A 21,267-nucleotide genomic window follows, 5' to 3' on the forward strand; every position below is an offset into this window, starting at 1 on the left:
CTAGGGTCGGCGGTATGGCACTCACGGTGGAGATGATCACGTTCGACTGCGCCGATCCTGACGCGCTGGCCCAGTGGTGGGCACAGGCCGTCGGTGGCGAGGTGAACGCCTTTGCGCCAGGCGAATTCGTGGTACTGATGACCGCGGACGGCCCGCGGTTGGGGTTCCAGAAGGTTCCGGACCCGACGCCGGGGAAGAACCGCGTCCACATCGACTTCACGGGCGCGGCGGTGGAGGCCGAGGTGGCCCGGTTGGTTGCCCTCGGTGCCTCGGAGACCGGACGGCACAGCTTCGGTGCGGACTTCAGCTGGGTGGTGCTGGCCGATCCCGAGGGCAACGCGTTCTGCATAGCGGGCCAGTAGCCTCACGTGATCCCATGCGCCTGCCCGCGCCCACCGAAGAGCACAATCTAGACTGGTCACGTGACGTCTGAGCTCACCCACGGCCGTACATCGACCCAGGACACGGTGCAGCGGGCAGCCGCCACCCCCGATCAGCCCCAGCCTTACCGCGAACTCGGCCTCAAGGACGACGAGTACGAGCGCATCCGGGAGATCCTGGGGCGCCGCCCCACCGACGCCGAACTGGCGATGTACTCGGTGATGTGGAGCGAACACTGCTCCTACAAGTCCTCCAAGGTGCATCTGCGCTACTTCGGTGAGACCACCACCGAACAGATGCGGGCAGGCATGCTGGCAGGCATCGGCGAGAATGCCGGGGTCGTCGACATCGGCGACGGCTGGGCCGTCACCTTCAAGGTGGAATCCCACAACCACCCGTCCTATGTCGAGCCCTACCAGGGCGCGGCCACCGGCGTCGGCGGCATCGTGCGCGACATCATGGCGATGGGTGCCCGTCCGGTCGCGGTGATGGACCAGCTGCGGTTCGGCGCGGCAGACGCCCCCGACACCCGTCGGGTGCTCGACGGGGTGGTGCGCGGCGTCGGCGGATACGGCAACTCACTGGGCCTGCCCAACATCGGCGGCGAGACCATCTTCGACCCGTCCTATGCGGGCAACCCCCTGGTGAACGCGCTGTGTGTGGGCGCCCTGCGCAAAGAGGACCTGCACCTGGCGTTCGCCTCCGGCGCGGGCAACAAGATCATCCTGTTCGGCGCACGCACCGGGCTCGACGGCATCGGTGGGGTGTCGGTGCTGGCCTCGGAGACGTTCGGTGGCGACGAGGGCGGCGCAGGCCGCAAGAAACTGCCCAGCGTTCAGGTCGGCGACCCGTTCACCGAGAAGGTGCTCATCGAGTGCTGTCTTGAGCTGTACGCGGCCGGGCTGGTGGTCGGCATCCAGGACCTCGGTGGTGCCGGATTGTCCTGCGCCACATCCGAACTCGCATCGGCCGGTGACGGCGGGATGCACGTCGAGCTCGACACGGTACCGCTGCGCGCGGCCAACATGACCCCCGCGGAGATCCTGTCGAGCGAATCGCAGGAACGGATGTGTGCGGTTGTCACACCGGAGAACGTCGACAAGTTCATGGCGGTGTGCGCCAAGTGGGAGGTGCTGGCCACTGTCATCGGTGAGGTCACCGACGGCGATCGGCTCCAGATCACCTGGCACGGGGACACCGTCGTCGATGTGCCGCCGCGCACCGTGGCGCACGAAGGGCCGGTGTACGAGCGGCCGGTCACCCGGCCCGACACCCAGGACGCGTTGATCGCCGACACCTCGGCGAAGCTGCCCCGGCCGAAGACCGGCGACGAGCTCAAGGCGACTCTGCTTGCGCTGCTGGGCAGCCCGCACCTGTGCAGCCGGGCGTTCATCACCGAGCAGTACGACCGGTACGTGCGCGGCAACACCGTGCTCGCCGAGCACGCCGACGGCGGTGTCCTGCGTATCGACGAGGCCACCGGGCGCGGCATCGCGGTGTCCACCGATGCGTCGGGCCGCTACACACAACTCGACCCGTACACCGGGGCACAGTTGGCGCTGGCCGAGGCCTACCGCAACGTCGCGGTCACCGGGGCCACCCCGGTTGCGGTCACCAACTGCCTCAACTTCGGTTCTCCCGAGGATCCGGGCGTGATGTGGCAGTTCAGCAACGCGGTCCGCGGCCTCGCCGATGGATGCGCGGCACTGGGCATTCCCGTCACCGGTGGCAATGTCAGTTTCTACAACCAGACCGGAACGACTCCGATCCTGCCGACGCCGGTGGTCGGTGTGCTCGGGGTCCTCGATGACGTGAAACGGCGCATCCCCACCGGACTCGGCACGGAGGACGGCGAGACGCTGATGCTGCTTGGCGAGACCCACGACGAGTTCGACGGGTCCGTGTGGGCACAGGTCACCGGCGATCACCTCGGCGGCGTGCCGCCGAAGGTGGACCTGGACCGCGAGAAGCTGCTGGCCGAGGTGTTGACGGCGGCCTCCCGTGACGGACTGATCTCCGCGGCTCATGACCTGTCAGAAGGTGGCCTGATGCAGGCAGTGGTGGAAGCCGCACTGGCAGGTGAAACCGGTTGCCGGGTAATCCTTCCCAGCGGTATCGACACAGCCGAGGAAGCATTTGTCGCGCTGTTCTCCGAGTCGGCCGGCCGTGTGCTGGTTGCGGTACCGCGCACCGAGGAGAGTCGCTTCCGGGCGATGTGCGAAGCCCGTGGTCTTCCCGTGGACCGGGTCGGAGTGGTGGACCAAGGTAGCGACTCGGTCGAAGTCCAGGGCCAGTTCAGCGTCACCCTGTCGGAGTTGCGGAGCACGTCGGAGGGCGTGCTGCCCGGGCTGTTCGGGTGAGGGCCCGTACCAACAACGAACGCCACCCCCTGCTGCTCTGGGCCTGGAGCCTGGTCCGTCTCGACTTCGTCGGCATTGCTGTCGGCGCCCTGTTCTTCTGCCTGTCACTGACCCCGTCGTTGCTGCCCCGTGACTGGTTGTTCGCCGGTCTGATCGGCGGCATCAATGCTGCGATCGGGTACGGCCTCGGCGTATTCGTCGGAAAAGCGGTGCGCCGCTTCGCGCTGCGTGAAAGGCCCTGGTGGCCACCGGCAAAGCGCGTGCTGTACTGGGCCAAGGTTCTGACCATCACCGGTTCGGCGAGCGCATGTGTGCTTGTGCTCATTCCAGCCGCGGCCTGGCAACGGCAGGTGTCGGCGCTGATGGGCATCGAGGGTCCGGCCACGCTGGGCTATCTCCGCACGCTCATCATCGCCGTCGCGGTGGCCGGTGCGCTGATCGCGACCGCGCGGGTGTTGCGAGACCTGATCCGGCTGCTGGCGAAAGTGCTGATCCGGCGCTGGCACCTGCACCGTGAGGTTGCACAGTTCATCGGCACGGCCATTGTGGTGGTGCTGGTGATCACCTTGGTGAACGGCGTGCTGTACCGCGGATTCCTCGCCGGAGCCAGCCGCGTGTTCCAGCCGCAGAACACCACCACCCGCGAGGGTGTCGGGCAACCGGACGAACCTGAAAGATCAGGTAGCCCAGAGTCTTTCGCGGCATGGGACACGCTCGGTTTCCAGGGCCGCAACTTCGTCGCGACTGGCCCGCACGCCGACGAACTGGAGGCGGTCAACGGAGCTCCTGCCGCCGAACCCATCCGCGTCTACGCAGGCCTGCAGAGCGCAGACACCGCCGAACAGCGGATTGCGGTGTTGCTCAGTGAACTTGAACGCACGCACGCGTTCGACCGCAAACTGCTGGTCATCATCCCGACGACCGGGACCGGCTGGGTCAACCCTGTGGCGGCACGGGCGCTCGAGCTGATGTACAACGGCGATACCGCATTGGTCGGCATGCAGTATTCCTATCTGCCGAGCTGGATTTCGTTCATGGGTGACCGGCAGAAGTCGATGGACACCGGCCGGTTGATGATCGACGCCATCCACGACCGCTGGCAGAAACTGCCTCCGGACCGCCGTCCCGAGTTGGTGCTGTACGGCGAAAGCCTTGGATCGATGGCCGGGCAGGGTGCGTTCGACTGGTTGCCCGACATCGCCAGGATGGGTTTCTCATCGGTGTTGTGGGTGGGGCCGCCGAATGCGAGCCCGTTGTGGCACGGTCTGACCGTGCGGCGGGATCCGGGAACTCCGGAAATCTTGCCGCGCTACGACAATGGCCGCACGGTCCGGTTCTCCCAAGGTGCGGACGCCCGTGAGATTGCCCATGACACCAGCCAGCCGTGGGAGGGCACCAGGGTGCTGTTCCTGCAGCATCCGTCGGATCCGATCGTCTGGTGGTCGACGGATCTGTTGTTCTCCCGCCCCGACTGGCTGGTGGAACCGCCGGGCGGCGATCGCACCGCCTCCATGCGTTGGTATCCGATCATCACGTTCTGGCAGGTGGCAGCGGACATGACGAACGCGTCCGGGGTGCCTGCGGGGCACGGACACAATTACGGTGAATCCATCCTCGACGGCTGGGCGGCGGTGGCGCCACCGGACGGCTGGACTGCCGAGGACACCGAACGTATCCGCGTCGCACTGCAGAAGTCGGCAGGCGAAGACGGCCCCGAATACTGATATCGCCGATAGGGCATGACAGCGAAAAAGAAAGGCACCCAATGAGTGTGACGAATCCGACGCGGCTGTTCCTTCCCGAGGTCGATGTCGAGTTGGCGGCGCTTCAGGGGTACTGCAGTGCACACGCGGACACGATTGCGTTGAACCCGGATCCGCTTTATGTGTATGCGTGCCACAGTGACCAGCGCCGCCGCGTCGGGTTGGTGTCCGGAGGCGGCAGCGGCCACGAGCCGATGCATGCCGGCTTTGTCGGCCGTGGCGGCCTCGACGCCGCGGTGCCGGGACGGGTGTTCGCCAGCCCGCACAACCGCCAGATCTACCAGGCCTCGCGTCGCGTCGCGGGTGAAGGCGGGGTGTTGCACCTGGTGAAAAACTACACCGGTGACCGCATCCACTTCGGCATCGCCGCCGAGCGGTTGGCAGCCGAAGGCGTACCGGTCGCAAGGGTGCTCGTCGATGACGACATCGCCACCGAAAGCGACGAAACCGGCACCGGGCGGCGCGGCACGGGTGCGACGGTGATCCTGGAAAAGCTCCTCGGTGCACTCGCCGACACCGGAGCAGATCTGCAGCAGCTCAAGCAGTTCGGGGATCGCGTGGTGAGCGGGAGCCGCAGCATCGCCGTTGCCTCGGGGCCGCACACCTCATTCGCCACCCGCCAGCCGGCTTTCGGCATCGCGGCGGGGACGATCGAGTATGGCATCGGCATCCACGGTGAGCCCGCACAGGATTCGGTCGAATTCGGTGGCCTGGAAGAACTCGTCGAACGCATGCTGGGCACCCTTCTCGATGCGCTCCCCGGCGACACCGACCGTGTGCTGGTGCTCGTGAACGGGCTCGGGTCCACGACCGCGCTCGAACTCGGCGCGATCAGTGGCCTGGTCGATCAAGCACTGGGCCGCCGTGGCGTCGCGATCGACGGCGCGTTGGTGGGCACGTACGTATCCGCCTTGGACATGCGGGGATTCCTGCTCACCCTGACCCGCTCCGACGACGAGCGTATTGCGCTGTGGCTTGCCGACGCCGCGGTGCCGGGCCTCCCGCCGATGTCGGCATTCGTCTCGGCGACACCGGCCACGCGGTCGCCCGCCGCGGAAAACGCCGCGGAAACCGCAACTGCGACCGACGACGCTTTCCTGCGGTCGGTGACCGAGACCGCCAAGGAGGCGCACGCCGCGCTGACCCGCCTTGACCAGCTCGCCGGAGACGGCGATTTCGGCGACAACCTGCTCGCCGGCGTCGAGAACGCGAACCGGCTGCCGTCATCGCAGGATGGGCTGGGGCGACTCGCCCGCAGCTTTCTCGACACCGTCGGCGGATCGAGTGGGCCCCTGATCGGTCTCGTTCTCGATGCCATCGCCGACGAGACCGCATCGGTCGATTCGGCGGCTGCGGCGGCCCTGCAGCGGGGCATCGCCAGGGGCATGGAGTCCGTTCAGCGTGCCGGTGGTGCGAGCCCGGGAGACCGGACCATGCTCGACGCGCTGGACGGTGCCTGCCGCGCGCAGGCGCACGGCGTGGCCGATGTCGTGCGCGGCGCGGCCGACGGCGCCGCCGAGACCGCGCAGATGAGGCCGCGCTTCGGACGTGCCAGCTATGTCGGCGAGCGGGCACTGGGCAGCGCTGACGCCGGCGCGGTGGGAATCGCGGTGCTCATCGGCCTCATCGCCGCCGAACTCGACCCGTCGGCCGCCAAGGACTGCCGCGCCATCATCGCAGAACTGCTGGCTCGGACCGACGGGCACTGAACCCGGTGCCCACCAGCAGGATCCGCGCAGTCGCCCTGGCCGCGGGACTCGTGGCATGGAACGGTCTGGCGGACCCGCGGTTACCGGCGCACTGGCAACCGCTGGTGCGGGCGGCCTTGGGCACGGGGCTGGTGGCGTTCAGCCGCGCTCCGCTGGGTATGCGTCCACCCGCGCTGTGGTCGGGGCTGCGTCTCGGTGCGGTGGCGGCGGGTGCGGTGATCGCGGGTGTGGCTGCCACGACAACCGTGCCGGTGATGCGGGCCGAGCTGCGCCGCCGCGAACTGCCCCCGGCACCGACACGTTGGCTGCTGTTGCGGATTCCGGTCGGCACGGTGTGGTCGGAGGAGGCCGCATTCCGTGCCGCGTTGCGCACCATGGGCGTCGCGGCGTTCGGGCCGGACGGCGGTGAACTGCTGCAGGCAACCGCATTCGGGCTGTCACATCTCGCCGATGCCCGCAGCACGGGCGAACCGGTCATCGGAACCGTTGTGGTGACGGGGTTGGCCGGATGGGTGTTGGGTCGGCTCGCGCAATGGTCCGGCAGTCTGGCCGCCCCGATGCTCACGCACCTGGCGCTCAACGAGGCTGGGGCGCTGGCTGCGCTGACCTACCAACGCCGGCCAGGAGCGCCGCGGCACCGGCAACCACCGCTGTGACCGCCACCGGCCACAGCGATTCGACGACGAAGTCGTTGGCCCGCAACGGGATCAGCACCACGCATCCCAGGACCACGGCCATCAGCACCCGCGGTGTCTGAGTGGCTGCCGGAGTGCCTGCCAGACGCGAATTTGCCTCGGTGATAACCACGTACAACACGAGAAGGAGCAGCGCGCCCGCAGTCAACAGCGTGCTGTCCACGGTGTCATGGAAGCGGCACAGCACCACCGCGACAGCTCCCGTCGCGGCCGCGGTGAGTATCGAGGTGGCCGGGCCGGCTCCGAACACCCGGCCCGCGACCCGCGTCGTCGCCCAGATCAGTGCCAGGACAGCCGCAGAGCCGAGAGACACCGTTCCGACGATCAGCCAGTAGCGGCCCGGCGTCCCGAAGAACTCCATGACGATCAGTGAGAAATTGTTGGTGTCGTACTGGAATCCGCCGGTCAAACCCACGTTGGTGGCCAGCAGCACCGTCGTCGCGCACAGCGCGGTGACTCCCACGGCGGCGCCCAGCGGACGACCGACCGAGCGCAGCCGACCGCGGCCCGCCGTCGCGGCCTCGAAACCCACGAGTCCCAGCCCGAGTGGAATCAGTGCGGTCACCACCAGCAGCGTGGACGTCGACTCTGCGGAGCCGAACGGGACGGGATCGGTCCCCGATGCCACCCGCGCCACAATTGCCAGCGCCAGGTAGAAGAAGACGAGCAGTCCTGCGGCGGCCAGCACCGCGGTCACCGCCCCCAGTGTCCTGGTGGGCACGAGCGCCACCACCGCCGCCGCGATGACGACCACGGCCACCGACCACGCCGGCCACCACCAACTGCTCAACGCGGCGACGATGTCTGCCGAGGAGGTCAGCGGCTGCAGTCCGAGGCCGATGGCGGTGGCGGCGCCCAGGACCGTGTAGGCGGCGAGCTGAATCAGGCTGCTGAACCGTGCCGCCGCGCCGCCCAGCGTCGACCCGACCAGGTCGGCCGTCGACGCTGACTGTGGCGCGTGGCGGTGTAACCGGTCCAGCGCGTAGATCACCACCGCGGCGATCGCCGCGGCGCCCAGTGCGCCCACACCGTTGAAGGCGGCGCTGCCCACCACCGCCATCGACAGACCCGTCGCGCGCCAATCGGGCAGTGCGGTGTGCCAGGAGCGGTCGGCATCGTCGAATTCGGACACCGCCCGCTTAGGCATCGCCATACCCCCGTGTGGATCCCATCGACCGATCGTAGAGCCGGTCAGACCGTCCTGATGTCGGCAATGAGCTGGTGCGGTTCGGATTCCTGGTCGTCGATGCCGAAGCTGATGATGCGTCGGGGCCTCACCCGGATGATCGCGGTGTCGAGTTCATCGCCCGCGCCCCCGGTGGCCGCTGGCATCTCGGCCTGCTCGGCGATGCCACGGATCTCCAGGCAGCGCACCCGCCACGGGTCACGCGAGGTGATGTCGTCGACGACGAACGCCACCTTCGGGTGATGTGCGATGTTGCGGAACTTCTGGCTGCGTGACATCTGGTAGCCGGCAATGTCGATGGTGCCGAGCTCCTCGTTGAAGGTGAAGCCGACCGGACTGTTCTGTGGCGTGCCGTCGCGTTGGACGGTGGCCAGACGGCCCAGGTCGGCATCACGGAGGAAGGTGATCTCATGTGGTTTGAATAGCATGCGCCCACGGTAGAACCTCAACGAATGTTGATGTCAAACATCATGGGTTGATGGTGGATTCGCCGATCTGGCGGCCCCAGACATAGTCGACGAAGATCGGCGATCCGAGCTCGATGTGGTTGTACGGCGCAATCGACAGGCCCGTGTCCATCACCAGATAGGGAGCCGGCCACAGCTCCCTGGTGATCGGCTGCCAGCACCCCGGCCTCCCCTCGGGGCCGCCCTTGGCATTCACCCGTGGCAGATTGTCGGGGTACACATAGGCGTTGCCGACACCGAAGCTGTAGAGCGTCCCGGTGGCTTCCAGGGAGAAGCCGTTGTCACCGCCGAGTGCCTGATGCAGACCGGGCGCGACGTCGTGGTAGTTGCGCAGGGTGCAGAAGATCATCCCCTGGTACTCGTCGAGCAGCTTCGACGTGGGAATCAGATCCTGCGCGCCGCGCTCGAGGTAGGGCCCGCCCGGCTCGATGATGTCGGCGCCGGTGCCGGCGAACCCGATCGCCGCCAGCAGCGCCGCATCGACATTCCCGCGCTGGGCGTTGAAGGTGGCCGCGGTGCGCGCGGCATTGTCGAGGCCCCCGAACAAGTCGGGGGCTGCTCCGGCGTAGACCTCGCCCAGATCGGCCAGCCCCGCGATGTCGCGGTGCAACTGCGGCAGCCGCGGGTTGAGGTCGTCGAGAATCGTGTTGCCGTCGACCAGTGACTGACCGAACTTCGCGCCGAGGCCGGTCAGCGCCTGTGCGGTGGCTGTCAGGGTCTGGTTCAGTTTGATCGGGTCGACCTGTTCGGTGATTGCCGTGACGGTCTCGAACAGGCTGTTGAACTCGGTGGTCACCGCGGTCACGTCGATCGGCGTGTCACTGGTCACCCGGTCGGAGCTGGGCTGTGGCGGCGACCGGAACGCGACGTACTTGTTGCCGAACACCGTGGTGGCCTGAATCGAGGTCTCCACGTTTGCGGGCAATATGCTGAGGTAACGCGGGTCGACGTTGAGCAGCACCCGCGCCCGCACCCCGTCGGAGGCATCGGTGGTGACCCTGGCGACCCGGCCGATCGGCACACCGTTGTACGTCACCTTGGACCCGGGATCCAGCACCAGTCCGGCGCGCGAGGCCAGCAGGGTCAACTGGCTTTTTGGTTCGAACGCTCCCCGGAACTGCAATGCGATGAGTCCCAACACCAGCGCAAGGATCGCCATGAACACGGCTCCGGCCACCTTGTACGGCGGATCGTGGCGATCGACAAACACTTTGAGACACTAGGGTATGGCAGCCCGCCGTAGTGCCGATCCAGCCAAGACCCGAGCGGCCGTGGCGGCGGTGACTGACTGGTTGCGCGACGGCGACCGGCCGGAGCCGGCCCGCGCCGAGCTCGCGGAAGCGGTGCGGCTGACCGCCCGGACCCTGGCCGCCATCGCACCGGGTGCCAGCGTCGAAGTTCGGGTACCTCCGTTTGTTGCCGTGCAATGCATCTCGGGCCCGAAACACACACGCGGCAACCCGCCGAACGTCGTCGAAACCGATCCGCGCACCTGGCTGCTCCTGGCCACCGGGCTGCTGTCGCTCGCAGACGCCGCGGTGCAACTGTCGGGATCGCGTGCCGGGGAAGTGGCGCAGTGGTTGCCGTTGGTGCCGATTCAGGGCTGACTCACCGGAAGTACGGATACTCCTGGACCCAGTGGAAACCCCGGTTGCGCAGGGTGAACTGGTTCAGATCGACCCTGTCGGCAGATATCTGCACGGCGCGGCCTGCGAGTCGGCCCTCCAGGTGCAGCTCTTGCGGCGATGGCCGTGACACCGTGAAGTCGGCCAGTGCAGATCCGTCCGGCGCCGACACGACGATGGAATCGGCATCAATCTCGCCGGGTGCGTCGACGAGTTCACCGTTCATCCGCTGGTAGGTCATGGCCCCGGGTGCGTCGAAAATGAGGCGCTGCCAACGTGTCTCATCGGTGGTCAGCGGTGCGACGGGTTTGCCGTCGATGCTGAACTCGGTCACCGCCCAGATCCCGTAGAGCTCGGGTTTGGCCCGCCCGCCCCCGTACTCGGTCCAGGACTGCACGCCTGCGACCGCGCAGCCGACCAGCACCCAGAGTCCCAGAATGGCCTGCACCATGGTCGAGATCCGGTTGGCCCGAGCCCCGGTGAACAGTTCAGGTTGACTCATCGGGCCAGACGGACGCTGTAATACAAGGACATTCGCCAACCGCCGCACCTGCGGGGCAAGCAGTACCAGGCTCATCAGCAGCAGGTGTCCGGACAGGATCTTGACCGGCACATCGAAGGTCATGTTCAACAGGAACACCTGAGCCATGCTGGTCAGGCCGAGTAGGGCGCCCAGGGTCGCGGTGCGGGGAATGAAGAGCAGCAGCCCGGCCGCGACCTCCACGGCGCCGAGCATGATCTCGTACGGCTGGGAGCTACCCACCTGCAACCACAGCACCGAGGCCGGGCTGAAGTTTCCGTACGGCTGCAGCAGCGCCGTCAACGACGGCTCGGGCATCTGGGTCGGGATGAGCTTCGCGAAACCGTAGAACAGCATCTGGCCGGCCACACACAACCGCAGGAACGTCAGAAACCAGGCCCACAGGCGTGGATACGCCGGTCGTCTCCGGTCGAGGACCGACCAGACGATGGTGGCGACGATGGCGACGACCAGGACACAGAACACCAGCACCCAGATCACGGCCTGATCACCGCTGCCCGAATCGCGGTTCAGTCCCGCGTCCACACCGAACACCGCGCGGCCGACGAAGCCGAGTACCGGGTCCAGCGTCACCATCTGCCACATCACCGCCTCTTGCGGCAGCCACGTGCCGACGATGCCGAGGAAGGCGAAGGTGATCTGGGCGAAGGCCAGACAGAACACACCGAAGTAGACGAAGCAGAACCGAAATGCGATTTTCGTCACCATCGACCACGGGCGGGTCGCGTGCTCCGGAGCGGAATCGACGGGGTCAGCGGTCTGTTCAGAGAGTTGACGCGTCACGGGAACCATCGTCTCGTGCCTGTTCGGGTCGGTCGATGGGGGTATCCCGCCGAGTGCGGGTACGGCAGGCCACACCATGAATTCCCCGGCCGGGAATGAGATCGCGGCGTTCGCTGCTGCAAATGATGGCGGGTCGAGGATGTTCGATTCCGTTCTGGACCCACATTGACCGTAGACTCGCCTATGTCACCAACCGCCGCCCCGGGAGCAGCCCTATCGTGACCGATCAGCAGCTCGAAGAAAACGAGCCTCGTGAAGAGTGCGGCGTATTCGGGGTATGGGCCCCTGGCGAGGAAGTCGCCAAGCTCACCTACTACGGCCTCTACGCGCTGCAACACCGTGGACAGGAAGCCGCAGGCATCGCGGTTGCCGACGGGTCGCAGGTGTTGGTGTTCAAGGATCTCGGCCTGGTAAGTCAGGTATTCGACGAGCAGACGCTGGCGGCCATGCCGGGCCACGTCGCCGTCGGCCACTGCCGGTACTCCACCACCGGGTCCACCACCTGGGAGAACGCCCAACCGGTATTTCGCAACACCGCGGCAGGCACCGGCGTCGCGCTGGGGCACAACGGCAACCTGGTGAACACCACCGAGCTGGCCGGACGGGCCCGCGAAGCGGGGCTCATCAGCAAAAGGGGACCGGCCGGTATGGCCGCCGCCACCACGGACTCCGACATCCTGGGCGCATTGCTGGCCCATGGCGCCGCCGATGCCACCCTCGAGCAGGCCGCCCTCGAGCTGCTGCCCACGGTGCGCGGCGCGTTCTGCCTGACCTTCATGGACGAGAACACCCTCTACGCTGCGCGCGACCCGCACGGCGTGCGGCCGTTGTCGCTGGGCCGGCTCGACCGCGGATGGGTGGTCGCCTCGGAGACCGCGGCGCTCGACATCGTCGGCGCCTCGTTCGTCCGCGACATCGAACCCGGCGAACTGCTCGCCATCGACGCCGACGGCGTCCGGTCCACGCGTTTTGCCAATCCGACGCCCAAGGGCTGCGTGTTCGAATACGTGTACCTGGCCCGCCCGGACAGCACCCTGGCCGGACGTTCGGTGCACGCCACCCGCGTAGACATCGGCCGTCGCCTGGCCAGTGAGTATCCCGTCGAGGCCGACCTGGTGATCGGCGTCCCCGAATCGGGCATCCCCGCCGCCGTCGGCTACGCCCAAGGCTCGGGTATCCCATACGGCCAGGGTCTGATGAAGAACGCCTACGTGGGCCGCACCTTCATCCAGCCCTCCCAGACGATTCGGCAACTCGGTATCCGACTCAAGCTCAACCCGCTCAAAGAGGTGATCCGGGGCAAGCGACTGATCGTCGTCGACGACTCGATCGTGCGCGGAAACACCCAGCGGGCCCTGATCCGAATGCTGCGTGAGGCCGGGGCCGTGGAGGTCCACGTCCGGATCGCCTCCCCGCCGGTCCGGTGGCCGTGCTTCTACGGCATCGACTTCGCCACTCCCGCCGAGCTGATCGCCAACGCGGCCAGCAAGGAGCACGAGGGCGAGATGCTGGAGGCAGTGCGGCACGCCATCGGTGCAGACAGCCTCGGCTACATCTCCCAGCAGGGCATGATCGCGGCCACCGAACAACCGACCAGCCGGCTGTGTTCGGCCTGCTTCGACGGGAACTACCCGATCGAGCTGCCGGGTGAAACAGCGCTGGGCAAAAACGTCATCGAACAGATGTTGACCACCGCCGCCCGCACCGGCATCCCGCTGCAGTCCGACAATGACAACGTGTCGGCGTTGAGGCGTCCTTAACGCATCTCCTGCCACCACCCAGGCACGGGGGCGGTAACCTTGCTTGCGATGACTAAAGGCGCCGCACAGCACGGCATCGCCGAACAAGACGGCATTTCCTACGCATCGGCCGGGGTGGATATCGAAGCCGGTGACCGTGCCGTCGAGCTCTTCAAACCACTCGCCGCCAGGGCGACCCGACCCGAGGTGCGGGGCGGTCTCGGCGGGTTCGCCGGGCTGTTCGCGCTACGGGGCGGGTACCGCGAGCCGGTGCTGGCCAGCTCGACCGACGGGGTGGGCACCAAACTCGCGGTCGCCCAGGCCATGGACAAGCACGACACCGTCGGGCTCGACCTGGTCGCCATGGTCGTCGATGACCTGGTGGTGTGCGGGGCCGAGCCACTGTTCCTGCAGGACTACATCGCCGTCGGGCGTACGGTCCCCGAACGCGTCAGCGCCATCGTGTCCGGCATCGCCGACGGATGTGTGCAGGCGGGCTGTGCCCTGCTGGGCGGGGAGACCGCCGAGCATCCGGGCCTCATGGAGCCCGACCACTACGACATCTCGGCGACCGGAATCGGCGTTGTCGAGGCCGACGATGTGCTGGGGCCGGATCGTGTCAGGCCGGGCGATGTGATCATCGCCATGGCATCGAGCGGGCTGCACTCCAACGGCTACTCGCTGGCCCGCAAGGTGTTGCTGGAGATCGACCGGATGAACCTGGCCGGCCATGTCGAGGAGTTCGGCCGCACCCTCGGTGAGGAGCTTCTCGAGCCGACCCGCATCTACGCCAAGGACTGCCTGGCGTTGGCTGCCGAAACGCAGGTGCGCACCTTCTGCCATGTCACCGGCGGTGGTCTGGCCGGCAACCTCGAACGCGTCATCCCGCAGGGGCTCACCGCCGAGCTGGATCGCGGTACCTGGACGCCCGCACCGGTGTTCCAGATGATTGCTCAGCGGGGACGCATCGAACGCGCCGAGATGGAGAAGACGTTCAACATGGGTGTCGGCATGGTGGCTGTCGTCGCGCCGGAGGACACCGATCGCGCTCTGGCCATCCTGACTGCCCGGCACCTGACCTGCTGGACCCTGGGCACCGTCGAAAAGGGTGGCAAGGATGCCTTGCGTGCCCAGATGGTCGGCCAGCACCCGCGGTTCTAGGAAAGATCACCGGGCGCCGCAGGGACGACGCTGGCGGGCTCAGCGCCGCCAGTCGTCCTCGGGCGCCCAGTCGTCGGCGTCCTTCAACTCGTCGGCACCGGTATCGTGCGACAGCTCGCGCTGCAGCCGATCAAAATCGGTTTGTGGCGAGCTGTACTTCAGGTCACGTGCAACCTTGGTCTGCTTTGCCTTCGCCCGGCCGCGGCCCATGGGGGACCCCCTCGCGCAATAACGGAGCGGCCCAATTACTAGGCGGCTCCGATCTGTGTGTCTTTATTGTCCTGCCAACACTTTACCGTGCCCGCCCGGGAAGTGCTGGCAGGCCCTCCTCGCCGCAGGCGGCACGCGGCTGCTATCGGCCGCGCAGCCGTTCCACCGCGAGGCGTCCCGCACCTGCGGTGTCGGCCGCGGGCATCGAGTCCGGATCGATGGCCGCGGGAACGGCAACCTCGCCACCGGTGACGAGCTCGGTGTCAGCAGGTAGGCCGCGCTTGAGCAGTGCCAGTGCGATCGGGCCTTCGTCCACGTGTTCGACGACAGTGCCCAACCGGCCCACCGTGCGTCCGCCCGCCGTCACAGGGTCACCGGTGGCCGGCCGGTCGGCGGAACCGTCCAGCTGCAACAACACCAGCATCCTCGGCGGTTTGCCCAGGTTGTGGACCCGGGCAACGGTCTCCTGGCCGCGATAGCAGCCCTTGTCCAGATGGACGGCGGACTCGATCCAGCCGACCTCGTGCGGGATCGTGCGCTCGTCGGTGTCGACGCCGAGGCGGGGGCGCTTTGTGGCCACCCGGTGCGCCTCGTAAGCCCACACCCCGGCCTGCTGCACGCCCGCGGCGGTCAGCCGCTGTGTCCACTCGTCGACGCGGTCACGGCCGATGACCAGGTCGAATTCCATCCCGGGAGCGGCGAGTCTGCGCAGAAAACCACCGCTCGGCAACGCCACAGCCGTCGATTCCTCCGGTGGCGAAGTCAGCCCGAGCGCATTGAGCACCGGATCCCTGGTCAGCCCGGGCCCGATCAACGACAGCACCGCCAACTCGGCCGGTTCGACCTGCACGTCGGACCAGAAAACCATCTTGCGCAGGTAAGCCAGCAACGGTTCGCCGCGCCAGGACTCGGTGTCCAGATACGTGATGCGGCCGAGCTCGGTCTGAATCCAGTGATCTTCAACACGCCCCTGCAGATCGAGGCTCAGATTCTCGGTGACCGCACCATCGGGCAGCGCGCTGACATGCTGCGTGGAAATGCTGTGCAACCAGGTTTGGCGGTCCTTGCCCGTCAGCGTCAGCACCGCACGGTGCGACCGATCGACCAGGATTGCGTTGGAGGCCGCGGCGCGCTGCTCACCGAGCGGATCGCCGAAGTGCCAAACCACACCGGCGTCGGGCCCGGTGTCAGGTGCGAGGACTGCTGACATACATCAACACTACGGTTCGGTGCTCTTCGCGCAAGCGGCTCATCGGCGCTACGCTGACGCCCCATGGCCAGCCCACCAGCAGTGCTGGTAACCCTTGACGGCAAGCTCCACGACCCGCAGACGCCACTACTGCACGCCGACGATCTCGGGGCGGTGCGCGGTGACGGCATCTTCGAAACCCTGCTGGTGCGCGACGGCAGGCCGTGCCTGCTCCATGCCCATCTGGAACGGCTGTCGCACTCCGCCCGCATGCTGGATCTCCCCGCACCCGACCTGTCGGCGTGGCGGGCCGCCGTCGCCGTGGCCGCACAGCACTGGGCGTCCGGACACGACGACGACGGGGTGCTGCGCCTGTCCTACAGCCGGGGCCGGGAGAGTGGCGGCCCGCCGACGGCGTTCGCCACCATCGGCGCACTGCCCGACCGGGTGGCGGCCGCGCGACGCGACGGCGTGGCGGCGATCACGCTGGACCGGGGCCTGCCCTCCGAGGCCGCGGAGCTGCCCTGGCTTCTGGCCGGCGCCAAGACGCTGTCGTACGCGGTCAACATGGCTGCACTGCGGCATGCCGATCGCCAGGGCGCCGGCGACGTGATCTTCATCAGTTCGGACGGCCATGTTCTGGAGGGGCCGCGTTCCACCGTGGTGATCGCGGTCGCCGGCGAAGGTGGCAATCCGGTGTTGCTCACCCCGCCGCCCTGGTACCCGATCCTGCGCGGAACCACCCAGCGGGCGCTGTTCGAAGTCGCCCGCGACAAGGGGCTCGACTGCGACTACCGCGCCTTGAGCCCCGCCGACCTGCTTACCGCGCACGGTGTTTGGCTGATTTCGAGCATCACCCTTGCGGCGCGGGTGCACACCCTGGACGGTAGGCAGCTTCCGGCGGCACCGTTGGCAACCGAGATCACCGCCCTGATCGACACCGCAATCACGAGTGATCGGGAGGTGTGAAAAATCGCTTGTCTCCGGTGCCGGGACGCGCGTACGGTCGCTCGTACACAGGGAAGGAGGTGGTCCGAGAAATTGATTGGTTTATGGACATGTGAGGTGGCTGCCCGCTAGCAGCGCCGGGGACACGCCTGCGCGCGCTGGCGAATTCCCCGCAGCCACCCGGCCCCCGAGCCCTCGGTCAGTCCAACCGGATCTACGGCTCGGGGGCCGCTCCATATCCGGGTGGGGCTGACCGGGACGCTAACCGGGTCCGGGCGCCAGCGATGAGCAGGCGTGCACTGCCTGAGTCCAGGTCTCGGGATCGACACCCGGCGGGGCGCCGACGACGGGTCCCGGGGCGGTGGGCACACCGTGTTCGCTCAGACACTGGGCGTACGAGCCGTGGCTGGCCGGTTCGACTGACGTCGACGACTCTTCCGGTGTCGATTCACCCGACGAGCAGGCCGCGGCCGGCATCAGGACAACCACCGCAGCCGCAACTGCTGCCGCGTACCGTATGCGCCGCATCAGCCGACGAACCTGGACAGCCGGGCCGACAGGTGCGGCGCCAGGCCACCATCGGCGTCGACGCGTTCTTCCACGTAGGCCAGATCGCCGCCCTCGACGATTCCGTACAGCCGTTTCGCGCCGCCGACGAGCGTGCCGGATTTGGTGCGTGCCAGCGCATCGGTGGCCAGCTCCCAGGACGCCTGGTTGAGCGGCTGCCCGTAGAACAACTCCACGTAGCCCGCGGAGTGCGCCAGCAGCAGTTCGATGGCTTGGGTTTCAGCCGGATCGCCGGGATCGTCGACGAACCTCCAGAAGCCGGTTTCGCGCAGATCGGGGGTGTCGTACTCGCCGGTCTCGGTGAGTCGCCACGACCGGGCTTCCCAGTTGAGGTACTCGCCGCCATCGTGGGACACCACGATCTGCTGGCCGAACCGGTAATCGCCGCCGAGGTCACGGCCCTCGCCTTCGCCACGCCAGACGCCGACCAGCGGCAGCAGGGCGAGCAGTGCGTCGTTCAGGCTGACGCCGTCGCGAAGGTTCGCGGTATCGGCGGGTACGGGCAGATCCCCGAACGTCGGGACGTTTCTGGCCGCCGTGACTCGGGCCCGTTCGGCGGCCGCGGCTATTGCCTCGTCACCGGAGGTCACGACTCGTCGGTGACCAGTCGATAGACGGTGTAGAGCGCGAACCACGTGATGACAACCACGGCCGCAACCAGCAGGATCTCGAAGAAGAGCACCACGGCGATGAGTCTAGTTCCTGGTCGGGGATGCCGGCGCCCCGGGTGGGGACGCCGGGCACCAGCCGAACGTGAGCTTGTTTACGAGGATTCGCGAAAATCTCGCAAACAAGCTCACGTTCGAGCGGATTGTCAGGCGACTTTGACGTCGACCTCGTGGATGCCTGCGCCGGTCGGTGCGACGCTGGCGTCGCCGTTGCCCGCGGGGGACAGGGCGCGCAGCGTCCACGTGCCCGGGGCGGCGAAGAACCGGAAGTCACCGGTTGCCGACGCCACGACCTCGGCGGTGAACTCGTCGGAGCCGTCCAGCAGACGCACGAACGCGCCGCCGACCGCCTGACCGGCGCCGTCGACGACGCGACCGGTGATCACGGTTTCCTTCTCCAAGTCAACGCCGGCCGGCAACGTCAGTCCTTGCTTCGGTGCAGAGCACATATCAACTTCCCAACTCGATCGGGGCACCCACCAGGGAGCCGTATTCCGTCCAACTGCCGTCGTAGTTCTTGACGTTCTTGTGCCCGAGGAGCTCCTGCAGCACGAACCAGGTGTGCGAAGAACGCTCACCGATTCGGCAGTAGGCGATGGTCTCCTTCTCGCCATCGAGGCCGGCCGCGGCGTACAGCTTGGCCAGCTCCTCATCGGACTTGAACGTGCCGTCCTCGTTGGCAGCCTTGCTCCACGGAACGCTGATGGCGCCCGGGATATGCCCGGCGCGCTGGCTCTGCTCCTGCGGAAGGTGTGCCGGCGCAAGGATCTTGCCGGAGAACTCGTCGGGGGAGCGCACATCGACCAGGTTCTTCGCGCCGATCGCGGCGATCACCTCGTCGCGGAACGCCCGGATGTTGTTGTCCGGCGCCTGGGCCGTGTACGACGTCGCGGGACGGCTCACGGCGTCCTTGACCAGCGGGCGGGCGTCGAGTTCCCAGCGTTTGCGGCCGCCGTCGAGCAGCTTGACGTCGGCATGTCCGTACAGCTTGAAGTACCAGTAGGCGTAGGCGGCGAACCAGTTGTTGTTGCCGCCGTACAGGACCACCGTGTCGTCATTGCTGATGCCCTTGTCGGACAACAGTTTCGAGAACTGCTGCTGATCGACGAAGTCACGCTTGACGGCGTCTTGCAGATCGTCGCGCCAATCCAGTTTGACGGCGCCGGGGATGTGTCCCTCGTCGTCGTAGGCGCTGGTGTTCTCGTCGACCTCGACGAATACCACGCCAGCGGTATCGAGATTGTTCCCGGCCCAATCCGTTGAGACCAGGACGTCGGAGCGTGCCATGTACGAAATCCTTTCGATTACTTTACTTTTGACGTTTCACGCGGTGGTGGGTGTGCGAAACCGCGCCACCAGCGGGTAAATCTGGCAGCCGAGGCAGATGCCGAAGGCGGCGTTGAGGAAGGCCGCCACCAACGCGAACGCGGTGGCGGGCAGACCCAGTGCGGTGACGCCGAGTGCAAACCCGACAGCACCGATGACGGCGAATACGAGCCCGACGAGTTGAGCGAACTTCAGCGGCGCCACCGGCTCGCGCTCGGTGACCGGGCCCAACCGCGGCGCCACCAGAGTGGCGAACAACCGGCCATAGGGATGCCTGCGGGGGCCACCGTAGGCGCCGATCGCGAAGACCACGGCCTGCACACCGAGCAGCACGGCCGCGGCCACGGTGCTGACACCGGACACCAGCACGGTGAGGATCAGCACCCCGGTGGTGACCCAGGCGCTGAACCGGGGGCCACGCACGTCCACGCCGGCGGGCGGGACGGTGCTGGGAACTGACCTGGAAACTGACATCGAACACAAACTCCTGTTGTTGCGGATCGTCTGGTTGGGGGCAGGCTCGGAGCACAGGCTCCGGGCGGACGCGTCAGTGACGCGCGACTGCGCTCAACAGCAACAACAACAGCAGCAGCCCGCGGTGCGGCACAGATCGACTGCGCGGCGCTTGGTGAGCACAAGCTCAAGGCGGGCGAACACGTGCGACAGCTTACCCAATGATTGTGGCGTCAAGCCAACAGTGGCTCCAGCGCCGAGTGCAGGTCAGCGGCCTTGGGCACCCCACTGGTGCGGTACCGCTGACGCCCGTCGGCATCGAATATGAATGTGGTCGGCAGCGACAGCACCGAAAGTTGTCGCGCTGCCGAAGGATTGGCGTCCATGTCGATCTCCACGTGGGCGACGGCAGGCAGTTCCGTGCACACCTGGGTGACCACGCGGCGCACCCCGGCGCACGGCCCGCACCAGACCGCACTGAAATGCAGGATGGTCGGCCCGGTGCTGGACAAACCGAGGCCGGTGGTGTCCACGTCGATGGGTTCAGCGGCCGCTTTCAGCAATCCGGCCCGCAGGGTGAGCAGCCGGCCGATCACGAATGCCAACCCGAGTGCCGCGATCAGCACTGCGGTCACTGCGACCCAGGATGCGCTCATGTCTGTCTGAACCCGCTCAGGTCGATGGTTACTCCCTCGGCGATGCCCTCGACGATGATGTCGGAGCCACGGACGCCCGCACTGGTCGGTGCGATGCCGAAGGGCAACTTCTGCCCGGTGATCGTGGTGCTGAATTCTTTGAGCACCGCGGCGGTCGCATCCTCGGCGACCGCGTGGTCGGCGGTGCCGGGGCCGGTGAGGATGCCGGTGGCGGTGAGCACGAGCGTGGTCTGGTCTTCTCCGGCGGTTGTCAGGTCGACCGCGACGCTGACGCGCTCGTCGATCCCGGCGGCCGCCGGGGTGCCGGTGAACACCAGCCCGTGGTTGTCGGAGATCCCGGATTCGGTGGTACCGCCGGTGGCGTCGTTGGTCTCGCGTGCAGGCGCCTCCACCAGCAGGTCATCGATGCCCATGAACCGTCCCACGTGCGTGGAGTCGACGATGATGCGGCTTTCCGCCTTGCCGACATGCATCGGCGCATCGGGTCGGACCAGCCACGAGCTGTGGGTCAGGTCGATGTCGTGCAGCGTGGCCTCCAGGGAGGCCTTGCCGACCACCGGGTGATCGACCCCGCCGGCATGGATCTCGACCTCCCGGTACCGGTGGTCGCGGGCCTGTGGGATGAAGGGAAAACCCAGGATGGCCACCGACGGGTCGTTGCCCAGGCCTGCAGCGCTGCGCACGGTCCGGGCCAGCCGGTATTCGGCGTAGATGGCGGCACCGAAATCGGTTCCGACGGCAGCCACGACGAGCGCGGTCACGGCCGCGGCGAGTCCGATCAGCAGTTTCCGCACTGGCATATTGTTGCCCACCGACAGCTCGGCGAGGCTAATCACCTGG

At 67.3% G+C, this 21,267-nt stretch carries 23 protein-coding genes; 9 read left to right on the forward strand and 14 right to left on the reverse strand.

The window, feature by feature from the left end:
* The first annotated feature begins 14 nt into the window (after positions 1-14).
* From M1247_RS31200 to M1247_RS31220, 5 genes are read left to right on the forward strand one after another with little or no spacing between them, the layout of a single operon-like run.
* Positions 15-362, forward strand: coding sequence for a VOC family protein (locus M1247_RS31200; protein WP_317160291.1), 348 nt, complete (start codon positions 15-17; stop codon positions 360-362).
* 60 nt (positions 363-422) lie between these two features.
* Positions 423-2,741, forward strand: coding sequence for a phosphoribosylformylglycinamidine synthase subunit PurL (gene purL, locus M1247_RS31205; RefSeq protein WP_317160292.1), 2,319 nt, complete (start codon positions 423-425; stop codon positions 2,739-2,741).
* Positions 2,738-4,465, forward strand: coding sequence for an alpha/beta hydrolase (locus tag M1247_RS31210; RefSeq protein WP_317160293.1), 1,728 nt, complete (start codon positions 2,738-2,740; stop codon positions 4,463-4,465). The genes purL and M1247_RS31210 overlap by 4 nt, the downstream gene beginning before the upstream one ends.
* Before the next feature lie 41 nt (positions 4,466-4,506).
* Complete coding sequence (locus M1247_RS31215; protein ID WP_317160294.1) at positions 4,507-6,213, forward strand: dihydroxyacetone kinase subunit DhaK; 1,707 nt, start codon at positions 4,507-4,509, stop codon at positions 6,211-6,213.
* A gap of 5 nt (positions 6,214-6,218) precedes the next feature.
* Entirely contained in the window at positions 6,219-6,869 is a 651-nt protein-coding gene (locus M1247_RS31220; protein ID WP_317160295.1) for an Rv0804 family intramembrane glutamic endopeptidase, read from the forward strand.
* On the opposite strand, the gene M1247_RS31225 is transcribed toward M1247_RS31220, so the two are convergent.
* The 3 genes from M1247_RS31225 to M1247_RS31235 are packed head-to-tail and all read right to left on the reverse strand — an operon-like array spanning position 6,790 to position 9,771.
* A complete protein-coding gene (locus tag M1247_RS31225; RefSeq protein ID WP_317160296.1) occupies positions 6,790-8,055 on the reverse strand; it encodes an APC family permease in 1,266 nt (421 codons plus the stop codon). The two genes, M1247_RS31220 and M1247_RS31225, sit on opposite strands and share 80 nt — an antisense overlap.
* A 44-nt stretch (positions 8,056-8,099) precedes the next feature.
* Positions 8,100-8,522, reverse strand: coding sequence for a PPOX class F420-dependent oxidoreductase (locus tag M1247_RS31230; RefSeq protein ID WP_317160297.1), 423 nt, complete (start codon positions 8,520-8,522; stop codon positions 8,100-8,102).
* 40 nt (positions 8,523-8,562) lie between these two features.
* Positions 8,563-9,771, reverse strand: coding sequence for an MCE family protein (locus M1247_RS31235; RefSeq protein ID WP_317160298.1), 1,209 nt, complete (start codon positions 9,769-9,771; stop codon positions 8,563-8,565).
* Between the two features lie 16 nt (positions 9,772-9,787).
* Between M1247_RS31235 and M1247_RS31240 the strand changes: the two genes are divergently transcribed.
* Complete coding sequence (locus M1247_RS31240) at positions 9,788-10,168, forward strand: sterol carrier family protein (RefSeq protein ID WP_317160299.1); 381 nt, start codon at positions 9,788-9,790, stop codon at positions 10,166-10,168.
* A gap of 1 nt (position 10,169) precedes the next feature.
* On the opposite strand, the gene M1247_RS31245 is transcribed toward M1247_RS31240, so the two are convergent.
* Positions 10,170-11,519, reverse strand: coding sequence for a DoxX family protein (locus tag M1247_RS31245; RefSeq protein ID WP_317160338.1), 1,350 nt, complete (start codon positions 11,517-11,519; stop codon positions 10,170-10,172).
* Between the two features lie 209 nt (positions 11,520-11,728).
* Here M1247_RS31245 and purF point away from each other — a divergent pair, with 209 nt between their 5' ends.
* Together purF and purM are read left to right on the forward strand one after the other, a co-directional pair.
* On the forward strand, positions 11,729-13,270 hold the full coding sequence (gene purF, locus M1247_RS31250) for an amidophosphoribosyltransferase (protein WP_317160300.1): 1,542 nt from the start codon (positions 11,729-11,731) through the stop codon (positions 13,268-13,270).
* Between the two features lie 48 nt (positions 13,271-13,318).
* A complete protein-coding gene (purM, locus tag M1247_RS31255) occupies positions 13,319-14,410 on the forward strand; it encodes a phosphoribosylformylglycinamidine cyclo-ligase (protein WP_317160301.1) in 1,092 nt (363 codons plus the stop codon).
* 39 nt (positions 14,411-14,449) lie between these two features.
* Here purM and M1247_RS31260 read toward each other — a convergent pair whose 3' ends face one another.
* On the reverse strand, positions 14,450-14,620 hold the full coding sequence (locus M1247_RS31260) for a DUF3073 domain-containing protein (RefSeq protein WP_317160302.1): 171 nt from the start codon (positions 14,618-14,620) through the stop codon (positions 14,450-14,452).
* Positions 14,621-14,762: 142 nt separating this feature from the next.
* Positions 14,763-15,830 (reverse strand): CAF17-like 4Fe-4S cluster assembly/insertion protein YgfZ, encoded by a 1,068-nt coding sequence (ygfZ, locus tag M1247_RS31265; RefSeq protein WP_317160303.1) that lies wholly within the window; start codon positions 15,828-15,830, stop codon positions 14,763-14,765.
* A 63-nt stretch (positions 15,831-15,893) separates the two neighbouring features.
* Between ygfZ and M1247_RS31270 the strand changes: the two genes are divergently transcribed.
* On the forward strand, positions 15,894-16,778 hold the full coding sequence (locus M1247_RS31270) for an aminodeoxychorismate lyase (protein ID WP_317160304.1): 885 nt from the start codon (positions 15,894-15,896) through the stop codon (positions 16,776-16,778).
* Between the two features lie 240 nt (positions 16,779-17,018).
* Here M1247_RS31270 and M1247_RS31275 read toward each other — a convergent pair whose 3' ends face one another.
* The 8 genes from M1247_RS31275 to lmeA all read right to left on the reverse strand — a co-directional run bounded on the left by M1247_RS31275 (position 17,019) and on the right by lmeA (position 21,227).
* Positions 17,019-17,285 carry a hypothetical protein gene (locus M1247_RS31275; RefSeq protein WP_317160305.1) on the reverse strand — a complete coding sequence of 89 codons (267 nt, stop codon included), beginning with the start codon at positions 17,283-17,285 and terminating at the stop codon, positions 17,019-17,021.
* The gene (locus M1247_RS31280; protein WP_317160306.1) at positions 17,285-17,914 is read right to left on the reverse strand and encodes a heme-binding beta-barrel domain-containing protein; all 630 of its coding nucleotides are present in this window, start codon (positions 17,912-17,914) and stop codon (positions 17,285-17,287) included. The genes M1247_RS31275 and M1247_RS31280 overlap by 1 nt, the downstream gene beginning before the upstream one ends.
* A gap of 224 nt (positions 17,915-18,138) precedes the next feature.
* Positions 18,139-18,441 carry a DUF1416 domain-containing protein gene (locus M1247_RS31285; RefSeq protein ID WP_317160307.1) on the reverse strand — a complete coding sequence of 101 codons (303 nt, stop codon included), beginning with the start codon at positions 18,439-18,441 and terminating at the stop codon, positions 18,139-18,141.
* Between the two features lies 1 nt (position 18,442).
* A complete protein-coding gene (locus M1247_RS31290; protein WP_317160308.1) occupies positions 18,443-19,279 on the reverse strand; it encodes a sulfurtransferase in 837 nt (278 codons plus the stop codon).
* A gap of 36 nt (positions 19,280-19,315) precedes the next feature.
* The gene (locus M1247_RS31295) at positions 19,316-19,792 is read right to left on the reverse strand and encodes a DUF4395 domain-containing protein (RefSeq protein WP_317160309.1); all 477 of its coding nucleotides are present in this window, start codon (positions 19,790-19,792) and stop codon (positions 19,316-19,318) included.
* A gap of 93 nt (positions 19,793-19,885) precedes the next feature.
* Entirely contained in the window at positions 19,886-19,975 is a 90-nt protein-coding gene (locus M1247_RS36485; protein ID WP_410506970.1) for an Ms5788A family Cys-rich leader peptide, read from the reverse strand.
* A 29-nt stretch (positions 19,976-20,004) separates the two neighbouring features.
* Complete coding sequence (locus M1247_RS31300) at positions 20,005-20,427, reverse strand: thioredoxin family protein (protein ID WP_317160310.1); 423 nt, start codon at positions 20,425-20,427, stop codon at positions 20,005-20,007.
* Positions 20,424-21,227, reverse strand: coding sequence for a mannan chain length control protein LmeA (gene lmeA / locus M1247_RS31305; RefSeq protein ID WP_317160311.1), 804 nt, complete (start codon positions 21,225-21,227; stop codon positions 20,424-20,426). Before lmeA ends, M1247_RS31300 begins: the two co-directional genes overlap by 4 nt.
* Between the last annotated feature and the right edge of the window lie 40 nt (positions 21,228-21,267).

It is taken from the genome of Mycobacterium appelbergii (assembly GCF_032883035.1).
Lineage (GTDB): Bacteria > Actinomycetota > Actinomycetes > Mycobacteriales > Mycobacteriaceae > Mycobacterium > Mycobacterium appelbergii.

Coding starts and splice junctions, on each gene's coding strand:
- M1247_RS31300 (WP_317160310.1), bottom strand. CDS start 20,427: ATGAGCGCATCCTGGGTCGCAGTGACCGCAGTGCTGATCGCGGCACTC.
- M1247_RS31245 (WP_317160338.1), bottom strand. CDS start 11,519: ATGGTTCCCGTGACGCGTCAACTCTCTGAACAGACCGCTGACCCCGTC.
- M1247_RS31240 (WP_317160299.1), top strand. CDS start 9,788: ATGGCAGCCCGCCGTAGTGCCGATCCAGCCAAGACCCGAGCGGCCGTG.
- lmeA (WP_317160311.1), bottom strand. CDS start 21,227: ATGCCAGTGCGGAAACTGCTGATCGGACTCGCCGCGGCCGTGACCGCG.
- M1247_RS31270 (WP_317160304.1), top strand. CDS start 15,894: ATGGCCAGCCCACCAGCAGTGCTGGTAACCCTTGACGGCAAGCTCCAC.
- M1247_RS31215 (WP_317160294.1), top strand. CDS start 4,507: ATGAGTGTGACGAATCCGACGCGGCTGTTCCTTCCCGAGGTCGATGTC.
- ygfZ (WP_317160303.1), bottom strand. CDS start 15,830: ATGTCAGCAGTCCTCGCACCTGACACCGGGCCCGACGCCGGTGTGGTT.
- M1247_RS31230 (WP_317160297.1), bottom strand. CDS start 8,522: ATGCTATTCAAACCACATGAGATCACCTTCCTCCGTGATGCCGACCTG.
- M1247_RS31285 (WP_317160307.1), bottom strand. CDS start 18,441: ATGTGCTCTGCACCGAAGCAAGGACTGACGTTGCCGGCCGGCGTTGAC.
- M1247_RS31295 (WP_317160309.1), bottom strand. CDS start 19,792: ATGTCAGTTTCCAGGTCAGTTCCCAGCACCGTCCCGCCCGCCGGCGTG.
- M1247_RS31225 (WP_317160296.1), bottom strand. CDS start 8,055: ATGCCTAAGCGGGCGGTGTCCGAATTCGACGATGCCGACCGCTCCTGG.
- M1247_RS31275 (WP_317160305.1), bottom strand. CDS start 17,285: ATGCGGCGCATACGGTACGCGGCAGCAGTTGCGGCTGCGGTGGTTGTC.
- M1247_RS31290 (WP_317160308.1), bottom strand. CDS start 19,279: ATGGCACGCTCCGACGTCCTGGTCTCAACGGATTGGGCCGGGAACAAT.
- purM (WP_317160301.1), top strand. CDS start 13,319: ATGACTAAAGGCGCCGCACAGCACGGCATCGCCGAACAAGACGGCATT.
- M1247_RS31200 (WP_317160291.1), top strand. CDS start 15: ATGGCACTCACGGTGGAGATGATCACGTTCGACTGCGCCGATCCTGAC.
- M1247_RS31260 (WP_317160302.1), bottom strand. CDS start 14,620: ATGGGCCGCGGCCGGGCGAAGGCAAAGCAGACCAAGGTTGCACGTGAC.